The sequence below is a fragment of the uncultured Thermanaerothrix sp. genome (assembly GCF_938028735.1).
In the GTDB taxonomy this organism is placed as follows: Bacteria; Chloroflexota; Anaerolineae; order Anaerolineales; family Anaerolineaceae; genus Thermanaerothrix.
This window is the reverse complement of sequence record NZ_CALIMF010000006.1, coordinates 16,200-34,201: the sequence shown is the minus strand read 5'-3', so window position 1 is coordinate 34,201 and position 18,002 is coordinate 16,200. Positions and strand designations below refer to the sequence as shown.

Genomic DNA, 18,002 nt, shown 5'->3' with positions numbered 1-18,002 from the left:
GTTTTATGCGCTGGGGTGTTTCAACTTAAATAGGCAAGTCGTCAGCCCTTCATCTAAGTTAGCGCGTTCAACCTGTTCCAGGGTCAATCCACTCAAGCGTTCCAGGAGATGCCTATCGAATAGGCATAAGTGGGGAAGGCGCAGGGGGAGAGGCCAGAAGGGGCAGTTGGAAAGGGCAATCATAGGGCCGGAAGATCGAGCTTCCCAACGTGCCTCATATCCCTTGTTTTTTAAGTAGTGCATCATCTCATTGAGGCGCTTAGCAGGGGGCGAGGCTGAAGAGGAAAAGGACTCAAGGGGAAGGGACTCTACTAGGCCTTTAATGGAGTCCAAGAGAGATAGCCCAGACTGTGTAGGGAGGGCGCGCATCAAAGTCTCGCATAGCCATAATAAAGCATGCGGTGATGGGGTATGGACTGGGAAATAAACAGCGGCCGGACGCCCGCGTCTTGGATGGTACCGAGGAGGTAAGAGGCTACGCAGGTGCCCCTCTTTGACCAAGGCCCTGATATGGTAACGAATATCCGCGGGGGTGAGATCGAGCCCACGCGCAATTTCATGGGCGGTGCTGAATGGATGGCGCCGGACAAAATTAAGAATAAGGGAACGCGTATCCTTCATCGGGTTTTAAATCTATTTTATCACTTTTTGGGTATTAACGTAAAAAATATTTTTTATAAATCAATAGTTGACAAACCGGCAAACTTCGGTACAATGGAAAAAGCACTCCCATGAGATCACCCCCCATGTTTGCAAGTAGGCCCTTAACTGAAGGGATGCGCCAATGAGTGAGAAGGAAATAACTGAAATGACTACCCCAGGTTATGAGATTCCCCCAGAACTTCGCCATCAAGTCACCATCACAACGCTAGAACGCATTTATAACTGGGGGCGGGCTAATTCTCTCTGGCCGATGATGTTTGGGCTGGCCTGTTGCGCAATTGAAATGATTGCCACGGCTGCCAGCCGTTATGATTTGGCGCGCTTTGGTATGGAGGTCATGCGACCAAGCCCTCGCCAGAGCGACGTGCTCATTGTTTCCGGCACTGTGACTAAGAAAATGGTGCCCCAGATCGTGCGCCTTTACAACCAAATGGCAGAGCCGCGTTATGTAATTGCTATGGGGGCCTGTGCTTCTGGAGGTGGGCCTTTTAAAGAGGGGTACAATGTTGTCTCGGGAATTGATAAGTTCATCCCAGTAGATGTTTATATCCCTGGTTGCCCACCCACCCCACAGGCACTCTTGAACGGGCTGATAGCCCTACAAAAGAAGATCGAGCGCCAATCTCTACGTGATTTACCTTGGTACCAAAAAGGCGCGGCTGAACCCATTCCCATACCGGTGTTGGGCCCGGACTTAATGGATCCACGCAAATATGCTTTAATCCGCGAAGTGACCCGCCGCCAAGCGACGCAGGCGCAAGAAGGAGAAGTTTCCAATGAGTGAAGCCGTACCCAAGATTGCCCAGATTCCGGATTTGGTCAACCTGTTCCCCAACAAAGTCCAACTGGATACCCGCCCTGGGTATCAAGGATATATAGTTGGACGCGAACATTTATTGGATGTGGTACGTCAACTACGGGATGAGTACGGTTACGATTATCTTTCCTCGGTGACTGGGGTGGATTATCTCCCTGAGGGCAAGATGGAGGTCGTTTATCATCTCTATAAGACTCTTGGGGGCCCTGCGCTGGTTCTTAAAGTACAAACGCCTCGAGAGGAGCCACGAGTGCCCTCGCTGGTACCGTTGTTTCGAGGTGCGGAGTTTCAGGAACGTGAAGCGTGGGACCTGTTGGGCATTCGTTTTGAGGGTCATCCCGACTTACGGCGTATCCTGATGTGGGAAGGTTTTGCCGGGTTTCCATTGCGCAAGGATTGGCGTGAGCCTTACTTTGAGGAAGAAGCCAAACCCTTTAAGAGCCGTTGGCCGGAGGGTTTTGTCTTTCGCGCAGAAGATCGTAATCCCTTTGGAGACAACGTACAGTACCCTCCTGGCTTTGATCCGGAAACCTGGACGTCTCCTGATGACGAGGCTGTCTATCGGGCTCTCAAGCGCATTGGCGAAGACGACGACTTTCATACGGATACTCTAGTGGTCAATCTGGGGCCCCAACATCCCTCAACCCACGGCGTTTTCCGGATGGTTGTTTCGCTAAGTGAGGAAACCATCCTAGATCTTAAGCCAATCATGGGATATTTGCACCGTAATCACGAGAAAATCGGAGAGCGGAACACATTCCTTCAGAATATGCCCTTTACCGATCGTCTGGACTATCTTTGTTCGATGAGTAACAATTTTGGTTATGCTTTGGCGGTTGAAAAGTTAATGGGGATTAAACCCCCAGAGCGGGCTGAATACATTCGGGTCATGATGGCAGAATTAACCCGTTTTCTCAACCATATTTTTGCAATTGGCTTTCTGCTTAATGATCTGGGGGCTTACTTTACGCCTGCTCTTTATGCCATTGAAGAACGAGAACTCATCCTGGACGTTTTTGAGGCTGTTTCGGGTTCGCGGATGATGTGCAATTATTTTCGCTTTGGTGGTGTGGCACGCGATGTTTCGGCGGATATTTTGGCCAAAGTTCGCCGTCTAGTGTACGACCGCTTGCCGCGCAAAGTAGATGAAATGGATGAGTTCCTAACCCACAATGAAATTGTGCGTGAGCGGTGTGAAGGTGTGGGCGTGCTGACTGCCGAACAGGCCATTGCCAACTCGGCTTCAGGGCCGGTGTTGCGTGCCTCAGGTGTCCCTTACGATGTGCGGCGGGCTGAACCTTATAGCATTTATGACCGGCTGGAGTTTGATGTGGCGGTTCGTTATCATGGGGATATTTATGATCGTTACTTAATCCGGCTGGATGAAATGCGCCAAAGTCTGCGCATTTTGCAGCAAGTGCTACGAGATATCCCTGATGGACCCATCATGACTGGAAAACCACAATATCAGGTGCGGGTTCCGCCGGGTGAGGCTTATGGACGTGTGGAAGGCCCCAAGGGTGAGCTGGGCTTCTATGTGGTCTCAAACGGCAAACCTAATCCTTGGCGTTACCACGTCCGTGCCCCTTCGTTCATCAACCTGACCAGTTTAGCGGATATGGCGATAGGCCACAAGGTGGCAGATGTGGTTGCTATTCTCGGTTCTATTGACATCGTGTTGGGCGAAGTCGATCGGTAGCGAGGAGGTTGGTGTGACTGGTTGGGGCGTTTTGAAAAGCCTGTGGGTGACTTTCAAGCATTTGGTTGTTACATATATTGAGGATTTGCGCTATGGCAAACGACGTTATTTCACCCCTGAGGGGGTTGAGGCGCGTCGTAGTAGCGATGTGCGCGGGATATTCACCGTGCAATATCCGGAGGAGAAACTTCCGGTCCCAGAGGCGTTCCGTTATCTGCCTTTTCTGGTTTATGAGGAAGGTCCTAATGGTGAGAAGCAGATGCGGTGCACTTCTTGCGGGATTTGTGCTAAGGTATGTCCACCCCAGTGCATTTGGATTGTGCGCAGAAATGACCCGCAGACGGGACGACCCATTCCTGCACCAGCAGCGTTTTATATTGACGTTGATATCTGCATGAATTGCGGATTTTGCGCTGAATTTTGTCCTTTTGATGCGATTAAAATGGATCACGATTATGAGATTGCCTCATATAATCGCTTGAGCGAGCATATTTACGACCTTGAAAAACTTGCTAAGCCCGTCTCTTATTACGCCTCTATACGACCAACGGATTATGCTCTCGAAGAGGCAGCGCGGGCTCAGAAGGGTGATGCGAAAAAGGCTGGATCTACGGCGGGATAGTTGCCATGTATAATGAAGATACCGAATTGCTGTTTCCGCTGCGAGTGCTACCCTACCTGAAGGATTTGCGCGGTCCCCTCTGGCAAGATTTGATTGCTCGATTAGAGGCGGAAAATATCCCGTTGATTGATCAAGTGGCTTTCACGCTTTTGATGGCACGAGTGAGTAACTGTTTGATCTGCAGTGCTGACTCCTTTCGTGGAATGCGGGGATGCACCCAATGTGCCCGCATGACCATTCGCCGCTATCGAGGTCAGGATAAAGAATTAATTGAGCAATTCGAGCGTTGCCGTGCTGAGGCGGAGGCATTTTTATTGGAGCGGGCCAAAAGTGTGTGAAGTGTCTCAGTTTGCATTACAATTGGACTTACGAAAGGAGTAATCATGAGCCCAAATACTTTATCCCAAGAGTCTCTTTTGGCGGCTCTCCGCCAGGTAAAAGACCCCGAATTGGGACGTGATATTGTCAGTTTAAATATGGTGCGTCGCCTTGAAATGGTGGATGGAGTAGTTGAGGTCGAAATCGTTTTGACGACCCCAGCCTGTCCGTTGCGGGACCAAATTACAGATGAAGTCAAGGCAGCCCTGCTCTCGCTACCCGGGGTTAAGGAAGTGAAAGTTAGTGTGCAGGCTACGGTGGCTTCAGATGGTCGTATTCGCGGTAGCCTGCAATTGCCGGTAAAAAACGCAGTGGCGGTAGCCTCGGGGAAAGGTGGAGTTGGAAAGACCACCGTCGCGGTTAACCTAGCGGTAGCCTTGGCGAAGGAAGGGGCTACGGTGGGGCTTATGGATGCTGACATTTACGGGCCCAACGTGCCCACCATGTTGGGCGTGGATCGTTTGCCTCCGTTCCAAGGCGAGAAATTGGTCCCGGCTGAGGCCTTTGGGGTTAAAGTGATGTCCATCGGTTTTCTTGTTCCCCAGGGGAAGCCGTTAATATGGCGCGGCCCAATGCTTCATTCAGCGATTCGTCAGTTCCTCTCGGATGTGAGTTGGGGGGAATTGGACTATCTGATTATTGATTTGCCCCCTGGCACCGGGGATGCTCCCCTAAGTTTGGCACAATCCATTCCCTTGACCGGAGCTGTTATTGTAACTCTGCCGCAAGCGGTTTCTGTGGAAGATGCTGCCCGAAGCCTGGAGATGTTCCGCGAACTCAACGTCCCAATTCTAGGGGTCATTGAAAATATGAGTTTTCTGGAACTTCCAGACGGTAGCCGTGTGGATGTCTTTGGGCAAGGAGGCGGTGAAAAGCTGGCTCAAAAAGCCGGTGTTCCATTTCTAGGGAGCATACCCCTAGATCCTGCCGTGCGTATCGGCGGTGATCATGGTTCACCTATTGTGCTTGCCCAACCTGAATCCGCGTCAGCCAAGGCGTTGTTAAATATTGCTCGCCGTCTGGCCGCACAGATCAGCATAACGGCTTTGCAAGGGGAACAGCCGCTCCCAAAGATTGAGATCACGGGTTAGTGGTATGGCGTCAGGCACCGACCCCTTGATTGTTGGGGTTCGATTTTCGAAGGTAGGAAAAGTTTATCATTACAATGCCACCCATCTGGGAGTAGTAGAGGTGGGGGATCGTGTGGTGGTAGAAACCACGCGGGGTTGGCAGATTGGGGAGGTTGTTCAGATCGTGACAACGCCCGGTCGCCCTCCCGAGGGAGAATGGAAACCCATTAGCCGTCTGGCAACCCCACGCGATCTGCTCTTGCGCCAGTTGTGGCAGGCCAAGGAACAGCAGGCCATCTATTTGTGCACGCAAAAAGTTAATGAATTGGGCTTGAACGGGGTCAAAGTTATCGGTGCAGAGTACAGCCTGGATGGAACTCACCTGGCGATTTTGTACAGCAGTGAAACGGAGGAGAAGCAAGACCTCAAAGCGTTTCGTCAGGCGGTGCAAAAGCTCTTTCCTACTGTGCAGATCGAGTACCGCCTTTTGGGGCCACGAGATGTGGCCAAGTACATGGGTGGAATGGGTGCATGCGGCCTGGAAACGCGTTGCTGCGCGAAGTTTTTGACCGAGTTCAACTCCATCTCAATACGCATGGCCAAAGAGCAGGACATCTCCCTTACCCCGGCCGAGATCACTGGGATGTGTGGCCGGTTGCGTTGCTGTCTTATCTACGAATACGAACAATATTGCGAGGCCTGCCGTGATCTTCCTAAGCGCAACAAGCGTGTTCTTACTCCCGCGGGTGAGGGGAAAGTGGTGGACCTGAACATCTTGATGGGAAAGGTAAAGGTGGAAATTCCTGAGGTGGGGGTGCGCGAATTCTCAAAAGAGGAAATCAAACCCGCCAATGGCGGGGGATCACCTGCTAATCCGTCTGCGGATAAATCAAAAGGGAAACGTTAAATTTAGTGTTATGGAAAACAGAATGGAACTCTTCGTGGATTGGGACTCACCCCGCAAAATCCTGGTTTTTCTGGCGCATCCGGATGACCCTGAATTTTTCTGTGGCGCCTCCATCGCCTATTGGTGCGCGCGTGGGCATGAAGTTGTTTATTGTCTATTCACAAAAGGAGATAAAGGGGTCAATGGGCGAATAATTCCACCGGAGACACTCAAGCAAATCCGGGAAGAGGAGCAGCGAAAGGCGGCGATGCTCTTGGGAGTCAAACGCGTGCGATTCTTGAATTATCCAGATGGCTACTTATTGCCCTCGCTGGAGGCGCGGCGCGATGCCGTGCGGATTATCCGCCAGGAGCGCCCGGATGTCGTGGTTACTTGTGACCCATTGAATTATTTTCCAGGGCCCAATCGCATCAACCATCCCGATCATCGCGCTGCCGGGCAAATCGTTTTGGACGCGGTTTTTCCGGCGGTGGGGAATCCAATGTTCTTCCCCGAACTGATTACCGATGAGGGCTTAGAACCACATGAAGTTAGAGAAGTATGGTTTTCGCTGACACAGCAGCCAAACGTACGCTTGGATGTGACTGAGTACTGGGAGCAAAAGATTGCTGCACTCGGAGCCCATCGCAGCCAGATTGAGAACATGGTTGAATTAGAAGAGCGTCTGCGCGCCCGGTTGGCACCGGATAGCACGCCCGAGCACCCGCGATATGAGGAGTATTTCTACCGGGTTGTGAAGTAAGGAGTTGCCATGAAGTTCTTACTGGAACAGGCCGAGGCTCTTTTTAGGTATACGCAATCATTGCGTCGTGATTTCCATCGTCACCCAGAACTGGGTTTTCAGGAGCACCGTACCGCAGGGATTGTAGCCCGTGAACTCCGAAACCTGGGATTGGAAGTCACCACAGGAGTGGGCAAAACGGGGGTAGTGGCAATTCTGGACGGAATGCATGATGGCCCGACAGCGTTACTAAGATTTGACATGGATGCACTGCCCATTCAGGAGGAAACAGGAGCTGAATATGCTTCCACTCATTCGGGTGTGATGCATGCTTGCGGTCATGATGGCCACACTGCGATTGGCCTCACTGTGGCCCGGATTTTGGCCCAGCAGCGTGAAGCTCTGCACGGGAGAGTGAAGTTTGTTTTTCAACCCGCCGAGGAGGGATTAGGCGGAGCCCAGGCGATGCTTGAAGATGGTGTGCTTGAAAATCCGCGGCCTGACTTCTCGCTGGCACTGCATCTCTGGAACGAAAAACCGGTAGGTTGGGTGGCGGCGGTACCCGGGCCCTTCATGGCCGGATCTGATATTGTGGAGATCACCCTACGTGGTAAAGGAGGGCACGGGGCTTTACCTCATCAAACGCGGGATCCCATCGTTGCTGCCGCTCAGCTGGTGCTGGCATTACAGACCATTATCTCGCGGAATGTTCCCCCGCTGGAGGTGGCTGTTCTCAGCCTCACGCAAATACATGGAGGCGAAGCCCATAACGTCATTCCCGAAAGTGTTCAACTGCGCGGCACATTGCGCACCTTTGCCTCGTCCGTTCGTGATCTAGTTCTGAAGCGGACGGCTCAAATTACACAAGAGTTGGCTCAGGCGATGGAGTGCGATGGGAAGATAAAGGTCACAGATCTAACGCCGCCAGTTATTAATGATGAGGCGATGGCAAAATGGGTGGCTCAAGTCGCCCAAGACCTTATCCCCGAAGTAAATGTAGATACCACATATCGGACTATGGTCTCAGAAGATATGGCCCTTATGATGGCGCAAGTGCCCGGATGTTACTTTATGATAGGCAGTGCCAATCCCGAGCGTGGTCTTATCTATGGGCATCATCATCCGCGGTTTGATTTTGATGAGCGGGCTTTGATTTATGGAGTGGCATTGATGTGCGCGGCGACTCTGGCAAAGTTGGGGGCACGATGAGGGGCAAGGATTTGGCCAGCCTGCGCACTCCACCAGTGTTTGATGTCCCGCCTCGGCGAGTAGTATCTCTTGTGCCCTCAATAACCGAATCCATTGTGAGGCTGGGATTGGGGGACGTGCTGGTTGGTGTTACGGATTACTGTATCTATCCCGAAGGCTTATTAGATGCCTACCCACGAGTTGGTGGAACCAAAAATGTGCGTGTGGCAGAGGTCATTGCTCTACAACCCGATCTTATTATCGCCAGTCAGGAAGAAAACACTCCTGAGGTTATCTGGGCATTGGTCAAGGCTGAACAGCGGGTGTGGGTTACGTTTCCAAAAACCGTACGTGAAGCATTGGCTGATTTGTGGAAACTTATGCATCTGTTTGCCCGTGATCATGCCTTTCAGGCGCTACGCGTTTTAGAAAGAAGTGTTGAGATTGCCGAACTGGCGGATGATGAACGCCCCAAGGTTCGTTATTTTTGCCCAATTTGGGAGGAAGAGCATCCGCGATATGGGCGCTGGTGGATGACCTTCAACCGCGAGACGTACTCCAGCGATCTTCTGCGAATTGCCGGGGGAGAAAACGTTTTTGCGGGTCGTGAACGCCGCTATCCTTTGGAGGCCGAGTTGGGCGAGACCTTGGGTGAACCCCCGGGCGAACGTGATGTTCGATACCCTCGGGTGAGTTTAGAAGAGGTGTTGCGTGCTGACCCTGAGATCATCCTGGTCCCCAGCGAACCCTATCCCTATCGGCTTGAGGATTGCCAACGCCTGGCGGAGATTTTTGCTGAAACATCTGCAGCTCAAAATGGTCGGATTTATTACGTTGAGGGCTCCTTGATCACCTGGCCGGGTGTACGTATGGGCGAAGCACTTGCGCAATTACCTCCCTTGTTTGAGATGACGGCATAGTTTTATATTCTTTGGGTAGGGGGAAATGGTCTTTCTTGTGGGCCAGATGTTGAAAATTGACCCTTTCGGGTAATAGGCAGCGTGGGGAAAAGCGGCTAGGATTGGGGAGAAAATCACCAATACATTGCTCCCAAGGAGGCAGCTATGAGTATTCTCCCCTCAACCCAATCTATCACCACAATTGGCATTCATGCCTATCCTGACGCTCAGGAGGTTGTTGAAAGTGTTTATGATGAGGTGGTGCGTCGCAATCCGGGGGAAATTGAATTTCATCAAGCGGTGCGTGAGGTGTTAAACTCACTGGTCCTGGCGCTGGAACGGCATCCCGAATTGCGCCGGGAGCGCATCCTTGAACGCCTATGTGAACCCGAACGTCAAATCATCTTTCGGGTTACCTGGGAAGATGATCAGGGGCATGTCCACGTTAACCGCGGCTTTCGAGTGGAATTCAATAGTGCGCTGGGTCCTTATAAAGGGGGATTGCGTTTTCACCCTTCTGTTTATCTGGGAATTATAAAGTTTTTGGGCTTTGAGCAGATCTTCAAAAATGCGCTGACCGGGTTAGGCATGGGAGGTGCAAAGGGTGGAAGCGATTTTGATCCCAAGGGGAAATCAGATCGCGAGGTAATGCGTTTCTGTCAATCCTTTATGACGGAGTTATATCGTCACATCGGCGAACATACAGACGTTCCCGCGGGTGACATTGGTGTTGGGACGCGGGAAATAGGGTATCTTTTCGGGCAGTATAAACGGTTGACCAACCGATTCGAGGCCGGTGTGCTGACGGGAAAGGGAGTAGATTGGGGTGGCTCCTTGGTTCGCACGGAAGCAACGGGTTACGGTCTGGTCTATTTCGTTGAGGAAATGCTTAAGATACGGGGTGAGACCCTTGAGGGTAAGACGTGTGTGGTCTCTGGCGCAGGAAATGTAGCCATTTACACGATTGAGAAAGTTCACCAGTTGGGTGGAAAAGTGATAGCGTGCTCGGATTCGGACGGCGTAGTGTACGATGAACAGGGGATTGATGTGGCGCTGTTGAAGCAATTGAAAGAAGTGGAACGACGGCGCCTGAAGGACTACACACAATATCGGCCGCAAGCCAAGTATATGCCCAAGGGGAATATCTGGCGCGTTCCTTGTGAGATAGCCTTTCCTTGTGCTACTCAAAATGAGATCTCCGGAGATGATGCGGTTGCGTTGGTGCAAAATGGTTGCCGTGTAGTGGCCGAAGGGGCAAATATGCCTACCACTCCTGAAGGAGTGAGGGTATTCCTTGAGGCGGGGGTCTTATATGCCCCTGGCAAGGCCGCCAATGCTGGAGGTGTGGCTACTTCGGGACTGGAAATGTCGCAAAATGCCAGTCGCGAGCAGTGGGATTTTGAGACGGTGGATCAAAAACTTCGTAGGATTATGCAAAATATCCATCAGCAAGTTTATTTAACGGCTGAGGCCTTTGGTGTGCCAGGAAATTATGTCCACGGTGCGAATATTGCGGGTTTTTTGCGGGTTGCGCGAGCAATGATGGCCATGGGACTGGCCGGATAAAAAGCATCTTTTTCTCCTGAGGTGTTGGTCCTTTGAGCGCGGGGTGTCCTGAAAGCAGGCACTCCGTTGCTCTTTACGTCCCCTAAATCTTGCATATAATATTATCTTCAACTATCTACGTTTGTACGGACAAGTTTTTATAAACCTTTTTATGGTACCTGCGGAGAGCGAGATTAATCGTATTCTCAATACCTTGAATCAATCTTCGACCCTGGTTAATCATCTGGGGCTGAGTGATTCAATCACGTTGGAAGGGCTGTTGAACCTGGTAGTTAACAGCGTAGTATGCATTGTGCCGGGCAGTTGTGCGGTGTTGTTTCTTTACGATGCCACGCGTGAATCGTTCCTCCCCGCTTCACGAGCGGCTGCCGGAGAACGGCTAATGATTAGTGATCCCAACCAGGACCTTCCGCGTCCTCAAGGGTTGGGGTGGCGTGCGGTTAATCGTCAACGTCGGGTGTTATTAGAGGAGGAGCCTGATCTGAATCTCCCCGTACATCGCCAACGCGAGGGTGCTACAACGGCGGCAGCGTTTCCGCTCATTGTCGCTCGCCGTGTGGTAGGCGTGCTTTATGTCTACTTGTATGAACCCCGCTCATTTACCCCCATGGAAATCTTTGCCCTTGAAAACTTCACCAATCAGGCAGCAATGGCTGTCTATCATGCACGCCAGGTTGAGCGCGCACGGGAGGCAATTTGGCGTCGTGACGAAGAATTGGTGCGGTTGCGGCGAGCGGGGATGCTGATTTCCTCGCGCCCACGCCTTGAGGATACCTTGGATACTATCTTGAGGATGGCGCTTGAGGTGACCAACGCCGAGTACGGAAGTTTTCGGCTGGTGGATGCCAGTGGAGACTACTTGTTACCCAGTGTGGTGATTGGAAAATCCATTCACGGTCAAAAAGCCGAGAAATTACCTGTTGATACAGGGAGCGTTACGGGATGGGTGGCTTTGCACCGCCAACCTCTGTGCATTCCGGACGTTCGGGAGGAGCCGTGGGCGAAAATGTATTCTCCCCTTGATCCGGGCCTTGAAATTCGCTCCGAACTAGCGGTGCCGTTGATCAGTGCTAGTGGTCGGGTGGAAGGGGTGTTGAATCTTGAAAGCCCGATTCCAGGAGCGTTCTCTGAGGAGGATAGTCACTTGGTGCAGGCACTGGCCAATCAGGCCGTTATTGCCATTCAGGAAGTTAGACTGCTCGATGCCTTGCAGGAATTAACCGAGAAACTACTGACCGAACCATGCCAAATAGTTTTGCACCATCTGGTGGCAAAGGCCTGCCATCTCCTCAATGCGGCGACCGCGGCGATTTGGTTGCTGGAGGGGGATGATCTGCGCCTGGTGGCTGCGTTGGAGGGGCATCAGCATGCCGAGGTGCTTCCCCTAAACAACTCCCTAATAGGGCGCGCTGTGTTACATCGAGAAGTGGTTATCTCCACCAATCTGCCCGAAGAGGCCTGGTTCTTTCGCCCAGAATTGGCCCGTCAACAAGGTTGGCAGCGTGCGCTGGTCATGCCGCTGGTGGGGCGACGTGAGGCTGCCAGGGCCCTCGGGGCTTTTGCTGTGTACAGCACCCAGCGCGACCCGGGACATTTCATCGAATCAGATTGGGACAAAAAAGTACTTACCATCCTGGCCCGTTATGCTGTCCTGGCCATAGAAAGCGCCGAACGTCAGGCAGCCATCCGAGCGGCCCACGAACGGCAAATGCTCAGCGAAACATTTGCGGCTCTGGGGGATGTGGCGGCTAACCTATTGCACCAGATGAACAACAAATTGGGGGTGATCCCGGTCAAGATCGAGACTCTTCAGGAGAAAAGCCGTGCGACTCTCGAAGAAGATGTTTATCTTGCCCGTAATCTGGAGGAAATCAAAGAAACTACTCGCAATGCATTAAATGCTTTGCAGGAGAGTTTGATCCTGTTACATCCGATTCAGCCCAGCCCAGTCTCTATTTTGGCGTGTGTCCAAGGTGCCTTGCGTTCTACTTCGATCCCAGAAGGTATTGAGGTCACCTTGGTTAACCTCGAACAATTGCCCTGGGTCATTGCCAGTGAACCTAACTTACGCCTGGTGTTCCAGAACCTGATTGAGAACGCCTGTGAGGTTCTGGAGGGACAAGGAAAGATTGAAATTGCAGGTCGGGCTGAGGGAGATTGGGTTGAAGTCAAGGTTAGCGATAATGGGCCGGGCATTCCATCAGATATTCAGGACCGCCTCTTTGAGTTACACTTTTCCAGTCGTAAACCCAGTCACATTGGGTTTGGCCTGTGGTGGGTTAAAACCTTGATGACACGATTGGGTGGGTCAGTGAAAGTAAGAAGTCATCCTGCCCGGGGAACTAGTTTCTATCTGCGATTGCCGGTTGCGCCTGAAAGTAAAGGGGGTAATAATGAAAGTGTGTGAACGATTGGGACGTGCATTGATTGTTGAGGATGACCCGGCGTGGCGCTCAATTATTGCGGAAGCCTTGGCCGACGAAGGGGTAGAAACGGATTTTGCTGAGTCGTTGGTTGAAGCCCAGCAGTTGATGCACTTCCATATCTATCGCCTGGCAGTGGTAGATTTATCTCTAAGCGAGGCATATCAGCCTAATCGCAAAGGCCTGGAAGTATTGGCGGCTATCCGCCGCCAAGCGCCTTTTTGTCCTTCCATTTTGTTGACCGGTTATGCCACAGTGGAAATTGCTGTTGCGGCATTGCGCGAGTACGGAGCGCTAACCTGTTTGCGTAAGGAGACCTTCACGCGTGCCCACTTTCGTGCTCTGGTGAGGGAAATTCTTGCTAGTGCACCGGTTGCTATATCGTCAAAGGAAGAGCGGACAAGGATTCCTGAGCCGCTTTCAGAAGAGAAGGAAGAGAAAAGGGAAAGTGCTTTAGTGGTGGATGATGATGCAGGGTGGCGCGTCTTATTGGGCGAGCTTCTGAGCGAAGCAGGGTTTCGTGTACAAATCTGCGGTGGGCTGGGTGAGGCTCTTAGCCGTTTGCATCGTTATCATTTTGATGTTGCCGTGGTGGATCTCTCGCTGGTGGAGGGGAAAGATGAGAGGAGGGGCGGGGAGATATTGGAAGAAGATGAGAAGTTGAGTGGAATTCGTCTGTTGGATCACATTCATGCACGAGGGATTCCAACGATTGTTGTTAGTGGCCTTTCATCCCCCCGGCTGATTGAGCGACTCTACGCAGAGGGACGCATACACACTTTCTTAGAAAAGCCAACCTTCGAGCGGGCGATGTTGTTAAGGGTGTTGGCAGAGATTCGATCACGACGCAGTGCCGAATCTCCTTGGGGAGTGCTTACTGACCGGGAACGCCAAATCCTGGAACTCCTGGTAGAGGGGTACTCGAACGCACAGATTGCGGAAAAACTGGTGATTTCGTTAAATACGGTAAAACGTCATTTGAAATCCATCTTTGCCAAGTTAGGAGTGCGTAGTCGAGCCGGTGCAGTGGCGTTGGTTATGAAGCATCGTGAGCAGGATTGAGTGTAATTTCTTAATCCTTGGCAAAGTTGGGGAAATGAGATACTAATTTGGTAAACCTAAACTCATCCTTACACGTAAAAGGTGGGGTATGTGGGCAAGGGATACCGCCAATCCTTGCCGAACCTGCGGTGCCTGTTGTGCTTACTTTCGGGTCTCGTTTTATTGGGGTGAGACAGATAAGGCGCCAGGTGGGTATGTCCCTGCCGAGTTGACTGTCCCCGAGCCACCATTCTATCACCTCATGCGTGGGACGGAGCGCATTCCTCCGCGCTGTGTTGCCTTAGAAGGGGAAGTGGGACATGCAGTACGCTGTCGGATCTACGAACGTCGCCCTTCACCTTGCCGAGAATTTGGAATTCAATGGAAAAGCGGTCGAGTGATGGTAACGCTGGAGGCCTTGGAGCGGTGTAATCGGGCCCGTGTAGCATGGGGTTTGCCTCCCTTCAAGATTGAGATGTTTTCCACTCAACTCAATCGAAGTTTACGTTCCTCAAGAAAGAGCCTTCAAAACCGAGCGGGTGCCGTGCACAGTACCCGCTCGAAAAGATCAAGGCGATCAGCAGGGTGAGAGTTCCTGCCAGTTAGGGAAAGTAGGGACTCAGGGATTAAGAGAGGCTTGTTGTTGCAGTTGCGCGCCACAGTAGGGGCAAATTTGCCAATCATCCCGGATAGGGCGCTTGCACTGTGGACAGTGTAATTGGGGTGGGGTGGAGGTGGGCGGGGTGGAGTTAGTTGGTGATGCGCCCTGTGTCAGCCAGATCATACCCAAAACCAGGAAGACGATCAGCAAAAGCAATATGAGAATCATCGCTAATGGACCGAACCACCCCATGAAAGATGGATAGACCCACCGGTGCAATCCCCAAGGTCGCATAGGCATTCCGTAAAATCCCAACCCCCAGCGATTAATGAAGAGAAGTACCAGGCCAATGAGTAACACTACCCCTAAGAGGCTTCCGACTACGAACAGAACTACTGACCAACCGGATTTTTTATTCATTCATACCTCCTTGGATAGACGGAAGTAGTCACGATTCTCATCATTCGTCTATGAAGCATAAAACAAAGGTAAGATTCCCTTATGAAGTTTTTATCAAGCGGCGGTGAAGAAAGTGTGAATAATGGTGAGATTGGGTAGGAAGCGGACTCAGGGGGCGGTATTCGTGTTTGGCTTGTTCAAGGGTAAAGATACATGGAAACAGCATCCTTGCCCAGGGGTGCTTTCAACTTCAATATGTCCCTGATGAGCATAAAGCAGATCGCGGGCAATGGTCAGCCCCAGCCCCATTCCTTGGGGGAAACGCTGCGCAGCGCTGCCTCGTTCAAACGGCTCAAAAATGCGCGTTAGTTCTTCGCGTGGAATCCCTGGGCCACTATCACACACAATGAAGTGAAATTCGGTTGCGCTGGTAAAGGCCCGAATCCGAATGCTTCCCCCTGCAGGGGTATAACGGATGGCATTGCTGATTAGGTTACCTAGAGCCTGGGCGAGGCGATCCGGATCTGCTTCAAGGTTGACCAGTGTCGGCGCAAGGTCCACAATCCATTGTTGGTGTTTTTCTCGGGCAGCATGAGCCCACGTGGCCAGGAAAGTTGCTAGCCATTCAGAGGTGTTGATGCTCTGATAGCGAAGTTCGAATACTCCAAAAGCCTGATCGTGCAGGTGGGCAAGTTCCTCGGTGAGCCGCTTTAAGCGCTGGAGCTCCTGCTCCATACCGCGCAGAAGTTCATTGCGCAACTCGGTTTCCTCTGCTGCTCCAGAGAGAAGTGCCTGCACAGCTGAAAGGAGTGCTCCCAGGGGAGTCCCTAGTTCGTGAACTAGGTTTGCTAGGAGACGTTTACGGGCCTTTTCCAGAGTTTGCAGGCGTTCAAGGAAGGCATTGAAAGCCTGGGCCAACAATTGCAATTCCCGAGGACCCTCCTCCGGCAGTGGCCGGGGAGGCGCGGTACCAAGCGCAAGTTCGTAAGCGGTGCGACTTAGTCGTTGGAGCGGGTGTTCGAGATTTCGAGCCAATTTCAAGGCGAGGAGAGTGCCTAACACCAAGCCCCCTCCACCTGTAGCAAGCAGAATCCAGTGTAGTGCCGCGGTTCGGCGGGTAATTTCGACAAAGGGGGTGTTGAGAAAGACAAATCCTCGGAGGTCGTTTGAGCCGTCCAAGATGGGAGCAAGAAGCCCCTCATCATTCCTTACCTGGACAAGGACAATATTACCTGCGGTAAATGCTGTATTCTGGCTGGGAAATTCAAACCGGGTGCCAATGAGCAGAGCATCCCCCGGGTCTGAAGAGGCTACCAAGTAGCCTTGGGCATCAAAGAGTTGTAGGCGAGTGGGAATGATATCGGCAATACGCGCGAGAAAGTCCTGCGCGAGGCGGCGATTCTGCCAAATTTCGGGGCGGTTGGCCAGAAGTTCGGAAACAAGAAGGGCTTGGCGGGAGTAATCGCTTAAGAGGTTGTTAAGGATGAGCTGAGAATGCACCAGGGTACCACTGGTCAGAATAACCATGGGCATGATGAGTAGCAGCGGCAGAAGACCTAGTAGAAGAAGGTGATAGCGCAGACGGTTCATGAGGAATCACCCCGGCGCTCATACCGGTAACCAATCCCACGTACAGTTAGGATGCGCTGAGGGTGGTCGGGATCGCTCTCTATCCTTTCGCGTAGCCACCGAATGTGCACATAGACTACTTGAGGCTGTCCTTGAAATTCAGGTCCCCATACCTGGTTAAGCAGATCTTTAGTCCTAATAACCTGCGGTGCGTGACTGACCAGAAGATAGAGTAAGTCGAATTCGCGAGGTGATAATGAAAGGGGAGTGCCCCTCAGGGTGGCTTGACGAGTTTGGGGATCAAGGGAGAGATCGTCAAGAGTAATAGGCGGGCGTGAAGCCGGTTGCCCCGTAATCTCAGAACGGCGCAGAACGGCTTTGATGTGAGCAAGCAAGACATCCGTGTCAAAGGGTTTGGTCACGTAATCATCGGCCCCTAATTCCAGCCCTAAAATCTCATCCAACTCGCGGCGCCGTGCTGTGAGAAGGATCACCGGAAGCATGGGCCATTCGCGCCGGAGGATACGCAGGGCTTCTAGACCGTCCATCTCTGGGAGGGTGATGTCGAGTAATACGAGGTCGGGCTGGTTGGCTTTGAGCCAGGCCAGGGCGTCTTCTGCTGTTGCCATTGCATGTACCCTGTAGCCGGCACGTTCAAGGCTGAAACCCAATGAACGGCGAAGAAGGGCATCATCGTCTATAAGGAGAAGCGTGCGTGACATAGAATCCTCGATGAACGCCCTGCCTAAGCGATTTGAAGCAAGCGCTTGACTAGAGCGACAGCACGGCTGGCATCTGGCGCATAGCCATCTGCGCCGATTTGTTGCGCAAAGGCTTCAGTGACTGGCGCACCCCCCACAATCACCCGAACGCGGTCACGCCAATGAGCCTGTTTTAGAGCTTCCAGAGTGGCTTTCATATTTGGCATTGTGGTGGTCAAAAGGGCTGACATCCCTAGAATATCGGGCTGGTGCTCTTCCAGAGCGGCAATAAATTTCTCAGGGGCCACGTCGGTGCCCAAGTCAATGACTTGGAAGCCGGCCCCTTCCAACATCATACTCACCAGATTCTTGCCAATATCATGTAAATCCCCTTTGACAGTTCCTAGGATAATCTTTCCTAGGGGTTGAACGCCTTGTGCAACCAATAATGGGCGCAGGCGATTGAGGCCGGCCTGCATGGCGCGCGCTGCTACCAGCATCTCGGGAACAAAATACTCGCCTTCTTCAAACAAGCGGCCCACCTCACCCATAGCTGCAATTAACCCTTGATTCAGGATCTCCTCAGCCCCGATTCCATGGTTGAGGGCACGATCAACACCCTCAAGCACTCCCCGGGTGTTGCCATCTACAACGGCTTGAAAGATTGAGGCGATGGTTTCTATAGGCATGTTTTCCTCATCAGATTTGTGTGTGGAGGTAATTATAACCAGGAGAGCA

At 52.1% G+C, this 18,002-nt stretch carries 19 protein-coding genes and 1 pseudogene; 15 read left to right on the top strand and 5 right to left on the bottom strand.

Going from position 1 to position 18,002, the window contains the following annotated elements; genetic code table 11:
• Positions 1-3: 3 nt before the first annotated feature.
• The gene (locus tag Q0721_RS12355) at positions 4-600 is read right to left on the bottom strand and encodes a hypothetical protein (protein WP_366519177.1); all 597 of its coding nucleotides are present in this window, start codon (positions 598-600) and stop codon (positions 4-6) included.
• Here Q0721_RS12355 and Q0721_RS04530 point away from each other — a divergent pair.
• The 15 genes and pseudogenes from Q0721_RS04530 (at position 484) to Q0721_RS12340 (ending at position 14,583) form a co-directional block, all read left to right on the top strand.
• Complete coding sequence (locus Q0721_RS04530; RefSeq protein ID WP_299026000.1) at positions 484-735, top strand: hypothetical protein; 252 nt, start codon at positions 484-486, stop codon at positions 733-735. The two genes, Q0721_RS12355 and Q0721_RS04530, sit on opposite strands and share 117 nt — an antisense overlap.
• Before the next feature lie 73 nt (positions 736-808).
• Positions 809-1,447 (top strand): NADH-quinone oxidoreductase subunit NuoB, encoded by a 639-nt coding sequence (gene nuoB, locus Q0721_RS04525; RefSeq protein WP_366519176.1) that lies wholly within the window; start codon positions 809-811, stop codon positions 1,445-1,447.
• Positions 1,440-1,820: pseudogene (locus Q0721_RS12350) on the top strand (NADH-quinone oxidoreductase subunit C); the annotation flags it as partial. The gene nuoB and the pseudogene Q0721_RS12350, both read left to right, overlap by 8 nt.
• A gap of 273 nt (positions 1,821-2,093) precedes the next feature.
• The gene (locus Q0721_RS12345; protein ID WP_366519175.1) at positions 2,094-3,179 is read left to right on the top strand and encodes an NADH-quinone oxidoreductase subunit D; all 1,086 of its coding nucleotides are present in this window, start codon (positions 2,094-2,096) and stop codon (positions 3,177-3,179) included.
• A gap of 13 nt (positions 3,180-3,192) precedes the next feature.
• Positions 3,193-3,801: a 4Fe-4S binding protein gene (locus Q0721_RS04515; protein WP_299025994.1), complete on the top strand. Its 609-nt coding sequence runs from the start codon at positions 3,193-3,195 to the stop codon at positions 3,799-3,801.
• A gap of 5 nt (positions 3,802-3,806) precedes the next feature.
• Positions 3,807-4,139, top strand: coding sequence for a hypothetical protein (locus Q0721_RS04510; protein WP_299025991.1), 333 nt, complete (start codon positions 3,807-3,809; stop codon positions 4,137-4,139).
• Between the two features lie 45 nt (positions 4,140-4,184).
• Complete coding sequence (locus Q0721_RS04505; protein WP_299025988.1) at positions 4,185-5,270, top strand: Mrp/NBP35 family ATP-binding protein; 1,086 nt, start codon at positions 4,185-4,187, stop codon at positions 5,268-5,270.
• Positions 5,271-5,274: 4 nt separating this feature from the next.
• Positions 5,275-6,156, top strand: coding sequence for a regulatory iron-sulfur-containing complex subunit RicT (gene ricT / locus Q0721_RS04500; RefSeq protein ID WP_299025985.1), 882 nt, complete (start codon positions 5,275-5,277; stop codon positions 6,154-6,156).
• Positions 6,157-6,178: 22 nt separating this feature from the next.
• Positions 6,179-6,898, top strand: coding sequence for a PIG-L deacetylase family protein (locus Q0721_RS04495; protein WP_299025982.1), 720 nt, complete (start codon positions 6,179-6,181; stop codon positions 6,896-6,898).
• A 9-nt stretch (positions 6,899-6,907) separates the two neighbouring features.
• Positions 6,908-8,086 carry a M20 family metallopeptidase gene (locus Q0721_RS04490; RefSeq protein ID WP_299025979.1) on the top strand — a complete coding sequence of 393 codons (1,179 nt, stop codon included), beginning with the start codon at positions 6,908-6,910 and terminating at the stop codon, positions 8,084-8,086.
• Positions 8,083-8,985 (top strand): helical backbone metal receptor, encoded by a 903-nt coding sequence (locus tag Q0721_RS04485; RefSeq protein WP_299025976.1) that lies wholly within the window; start codon positions 8,083-8,085, stop codon positions 8,983-8,985. Before Q0721_RS04490 ends, Q0721_RS04485 begins: the two co-directional genes overlap by 4 nt.
• Before the next feature lie 144 nt (positions 8,986-9,129).
• Entirely contained in the window at positions 9,130-10,530 is a 1,401-nt protein-coding gene (gene gdhA / locus Q0721_RS04480; protein ID WP_299025973.1) for an NADP-specific glutamate dehydrogenase, read from the top strand.
• Between the two features lie 151 nt (positions 10,531-10,681).
• Entirely contained in the window at positions 10,682-12,937 is a 2,256-nt protein-coding gene (locus tag Q0721_RS04475) for a GAF domain-containing protein (protein ID WP_299025970.1), read from the top strand.
• Positions 12,924-14,015, top strand: coding sequence for a response regulator (locus Q0721_RS04470; RefSeq protein ID WP_299025967.1), 1,092 nt, complete (start codon positions 12,924-12,926; stop codon positions 14,013-14,015). The genes Q0721_RS04475 and Q0721_RS04470 overlap by 14 nt, the downstream gene beginning before the upstream one ends.
• Positions 14,016-14,103: 88 nt before the next feature.
• Positions 14,104-14,583 carry a YkgJ family cysteine cluster protein gene (locus Q0721_RS12340; RefSeq protein ID WP_366519171.1) on the top strand — a complete coding sequence of 160 codons (480 nt, stop codon included), beginning with the start codon at positions 14,104-14,106 and terminating at the stop codon, positions 14,581-14,583.
• A 30-nt stretch (positions 14,584-14,613) separates the two neighbouring features.
• On the opposite strand, the gene Q0721_RS04465 is transcribed toward Q0721_RS12340, so the two are convergent.
• From Q0721_RS04465 to Q0721_RS04450, 4 genes are all read right to left on the bottom strand, one after another.
• Positions 14,614-15,015 carry a zinc ribbon domain-containing protein gene (locus Q0721_RS04465; protein ID WP_299025965.1) on the bottom strand — a complete coding sequence of 134 codons (402 nt, stop codon included), beginning with the start codon at positions 15,013-15,015 and terminating at the stop codon, positions 14,614-14,616.
• 147 nt (positions 15,016-15,162) lie between these two features.
• Complete coding sequence (locus Q0721_RS04460; RefSeq protein WP_299025962.1) at positions 15,163-16,584, bottom strand: ATP-binding protein; 1,422 nt, start codon at positions 16,582-16,584, stop codon at positions 15,163-15,165.
• Positions 16,581-17,285, bottom strand: a complete 705-nt coding sequence (locus tag Q0721_RS04455) for a response regulator transcription factor (protein WP_299025959.1) — start codon at positions 17,283-17,285, stop codon at positions 16,581-16,583. The genes Q0721_RS04460 and Q0721_RS04455 overlap by 4 nt, the downstream gene beginning before the upstream one ends.
• A gap of 23 nt (positions 17,286-17,308) precedes the next feature.
• A complete protein-coding gene (locus Q0721_RS04450; RefSeq protein ID WP_299025956.1) occupies positions 17,309-17,953 on the bottom strand; it encodes a corrinoid protein in 645 nt (214 codons plus the stop codon).
• Positions 17,954-18,002: the final 49 nt, after the last annotated feature.